General features: G+C 65.4%; 4 protein-coding genes. All 4 read right to left on the reverse strand.

The genetic code is table 11. The features are described from left to right. On the reverse strand, positions 1–1,115 hold a 1,115-nt coding region (gene dacB, locus AC3XYG_RS34555), incomplete at its 3' end, for a D-alanyl-D-alanine carboxypeptidase/D-alanyl-D-alanine endopeptidase (protein ID WP_489144424.1). 152 nt (positions 1,116–1,267) lie between these two features. Then, positions 1,268–1,948, reverse strand: a complete 681-nt coding sequence (locus AC3XYG_RS34560; RefSeq protein WP_489144425.1) for a sugar transferase — start codon at positions 1,946–1,948, stop codon at positions 1,268–1,270. Positions 1,949–2,256: 308 nt separating this feature from the next. After that, a complete protein-coding gene (choV, locus tag AC3XYG_RS34565) occupies positions 2,257–3,441 on the reverse strand; it encodes a choline ABC transporter ATP-binding protein (RefSeq protein WP_489144426.1) in 1,185 nt (394 codons plus the stop codon). Further along, on the reverse strand, positions 3,441–4,026 hold a 586-nt coding region (locus AC3XYG_RS34570), incomplete at its 5' end, for an ABC transporter permease subunit (protein WP_489144427.1). The genes choV and AC3XYG_RS34570, both read right to left, overlap by 1 nt.

The raw sequence follows: 4,026 nt of genomic DNA on the forward strand, positions 1-4,026 counted from the left end.
TTGCCCTCGATCAGCACCGCCGCCATCTGCACCGGCGAGATGCGGGCGTGGCTGCTGAGGCCGGAGGCGCCGGGAATGGTCAGGCCGGTCCAGTCCAGCTTCGGCAGCTTCTGCGCCCACCAGCCGGCCAGCGCCCGGCCCGCCTCGGCCTGGGTGATGCTGCCGCGGCCCAGCAGCTGGCGCGCCGCCATCATCCCGATCATCTCGGCCGACAGGTTGTTGCTGTATTTCAGGACGCGGGTGACGATCGCCGGCAGCGGCTCGCTGTCATGCCGGGCGATGACGGTGCCGTCGCTCGAGCTCTGCCCGATCACGGGGGCCGGCAGGGTGATGCCGGCGTTGCGTGCCAGCGTCCGGAAGATCTCCGCCGCCGTCGCCGTGGGGTGGCGCAGCGGCAGCATGTCGGAGCCCTTGTCCGGCAGCGCCGCCGACAGCACCCAGCCTTCGCGGTCGCCCATGGGCCGGTAGGGCGACGCGGCGCCCTGGCTGACATCGACCCAGGGCAGATCGAGGTTGCGGCCGTCGGCCACCGCCTCGGTCCGGGCGTCGAACTGCCCCTTCTTGCGCTGCCAGCTCACCCGCACGGCGTTGAAGTTGACGGCCAAGCCGGACAGGCCCGGATTGTAGGCGGCGGCATAGGGCTGCAGCGGGTCGAGGAACGGCAGGGTCGGCAGCACCGAGTCGTCGACCACGAAGCGGCCGGCCACCTTGCTGATGCCCGCCAGCCGCAGCTGGCTGACGAGGTCGGCCAGGTCGTTGATGTCGAGGCTCGGGTCGCCGCCGCCGACCAGCACCAGGTCGCCGCGCAGCACGCCGCCCTGGACCGGCCCGCCTGAAGTGACGATGGTCGAGAATCGGTGGTCGGCGCCGAGGATCTCGATCGACGCCAGCATCGACGCGACCTTCATGGTCGAGGCGGGGATCATCGGCCGCGTCGTCTGTGCCGTGTCGATCAGCTGGCCGGTCTGCGCATCGAACAGGATGTAGGCGATGTCATTGGCCGGCAGGTCGTAATGCGCGGCCAGCGCGGTGGCATCGGCATGGGCGGGTTGCCAGCCGGTGCCGGCGGCAACCGCCAGCAGCAGCGAAAACAGCAGCGTTCTGATCACGGGCATCGGCCGGGCATCCCTTCGCATCGATCGCGCCTCCTATAGCCCCAGCCGGGACGGGGCGGAAGCGGTCGCGTCGGGGACCACAGACAAAGACGGCCCCTGCCGGAGGCAGGGGCCGTCTTTGAACGCTGGGCAGCGGAAGCCGGAAAGGCCGGTCAGTAGGCGCCGGAGGTGCCGAGGAACACTTTTGGCGTCATGAACAGAATCACTACGTCGCGCCAGAAGGTCCAGTTGCGGACATATTCGACGTTCAGGCGGATCCGGGTGTCGTAGCTGGTGTCGCTGCGGCCGTAGATCTGCCACACGCCGGTCATGCCCGGCCGGGTGCTGTAGTAATAGTGGATGGCGGTGCCCCAGCGCTCCTGCTCTTCCTCGAACATCGGGCGCGGGCCGACCAGGCTCATCTCGCCCTTCAGCACGTTGAACAGCTGCGGCAGCTCGTCGAGGCTGGTCTTGCGCAGGAAGCGGCCGATCGCCGTCACCCGCGGATCCTTCTTCAACTTGAAGCCGCTCTCCCATTCACGCCGAAGCTCAGGATCTTTCTGAAGAAGATCGGCCAAGAGCTTGTTCGCATTGGGAATCATGGTGCGGAACTTATGGCAGTAAAACACCTTGCCATCGCGCCCCACACGCCGGTCGCTGTAGAAAATTCCACGGCCTGACCGCCGGATCATGGCCGCGCAGACCAGGAACAGCGGGGAAAACAGGATCAAAAAAACAATCGACAGGACGATGTCCATCAATCGCTTTGCCGCCACCCCGACCCGAGCGGTCCTGATCGGCGTCTGCGCGGAAAGTTCGATAGCGGCAGTATCGACGAGTGTGTCGGACTGCATATTTCACACCCCCAAAAATCTCGTGACAAGGAGCAAGGCCAGCTCCGCCGCCGCAACCGGCAGAAGACCTTGTTACCCAAATTTTGTCTGACTCCCCGCCCCTATGATTAGGGTCTTTGGCGCATCTTTATTGCCTGAGGCTGGCATTGATCGCGATAGCCCCGCGACCACTTGATACGCCTTCGTATGTATATCGAAAGTGGAACGTCGAAACAATGCATTTGTAACAGGCGCGAGGCCGGTCAGATCAATGGTAGAGCCGAATATGTTACAGTAACATGTAAGACCCTACCGATAATCCCCTATCGTTAAATATCTTTTCCTCTGAGAAGGCGGGCAACCAGCTCGCTCTCCCCTACTTTACCCACCAGACGACCATCATCGTCAAGCACGAGGATCGGCTGCCGGGTGGCTTCGTGCGCGGCGATGAACCGGCGCATCGAGGCGTGCATCGGCATGGTCGCGATCTGCCCGGGCGCCACGCCGTTGATGATGCCGTCGGCAATCTCCAGCGGCCGGTCGTCCTGGGTGACCTGGATCGGCCGGCCGAGATCGTCGACCCGGCAGCGGCAGGTCTTGGCCTTGTCGACCAGGATCGAATCCCCATCCCGCGGCAGCAGGTCGATCGGGGTCATCAGCGCTTCCGCCCGCAGCACGTTGAGCGGATTCACATGCGCGACGAAATTCGCCACGTAGTCGTCCGCCGGCTTGGTGACGATCTCTTCCGGCGTGCCGACCTGGACGATGCGGCCGGATTCCATGATAACGATGCGGTTACCGATCTTCAGCGCCTCATCAAGATCGTGGCTGACGAAGATGATGGTCTTCTTCAGCCGGTGCTGCAGTTCCAGCAGCTCATCCTGCAGATGGGTGCGGATCAGCGGATCGAGCGCGGAGAACGGCTCGTCCATCAGCAGGATGTCGGCATCGGTGGCGAAGGCACGGGCCAGGCCAACGCGCTGCTGCATGCCGCCCGACAGTTCGCGCGGATACTTCTCGGCCCATTTGTCGAGATGCACCATCGCCAACTTCTCGTTGACGATGCGGTCCCGCTCCGCCTTCGGCATGCCACGCAGCTCGAGGCCGAGCCCAACATTCTCGCGGATGGTGCGCCACGGCATCAGCGCGAATTGCTGGAACACCATCGACACCCAGTCGGCCCGCAGCTTGCGCAGCGTGGCCTCGTCGCATTTGGCGACGTCGACTTCCTGGCCGTCGTGGCGGACGATCATGCGGCCCCGCGTGACCTTGTTCAGGCCATTGACGCAGCGCAGCAGCGAGGACTTGCCCGAGCCGGACAGGCCCATCAGGACGCAGAGCTCGCCGGAGGGCACCGAGAGCTCGGCCCCAGACACTGCCAGCGTGTCGCCGGTCTCGGCCAGGATCTCGGACCGGGTCCGCCCCTGGTCCAGCAGCGCCAGGGCCCGCTTTGGGGTGGGCCCGAAGATGACGTCGATGCCGCTGAAATGAACGGCGGGGAGAGCGTCGGCCATCAGTGGGCCCCTCCGACGACCCGGTCGGTCTTGACCAGGCGATCCAGGATCACGGCGAGAATGACGATACAGAGACCGGCTTCGAAGCCCATGGGAACATTCACCGAGTTGAGCGCGCGGACCACCGGCTTGCCGAGGCCGTCGGCCCCGACCAGCGCGGCGATGACGACCATCGACAGCGACAGCATGATGCATTGGGTCAGCCCGGCCATGATGGTCGGGAGGGCGTGCGGCAGCTCGACCTTGAACAGCAGCTGCCGGCGGGTGGCGCCGAAGGCCTCGCCCGCCTCCAGCAGCGGCCGCGGCACGCCGTGGATGCCGAGATAGGTCAGGCGGATCGGCGCGGCCACGGCGAAGACGATGGTCGAGATCAGGCCCGGCGCAACGCCGAGGCCGAACAGGATCAGGGTCGGGATCAGGTAGACGAAGGTCGGCAGCGTCTGCATCAGATCGAGCAGCGGACGCAGCGCCTTGGCGAGCCAGAGGCGATGCCCCGCCGCGATGCCGATCGGGATGCCGACCAGCATCGAGGCGAGCGTGGCGTAGAAGGTGATCGTGAGCGTCACGATCGTATCCTTCCAGTAG

It is taken from the genome of Inquilinus sp. (genome assembly GCF_057815775.1).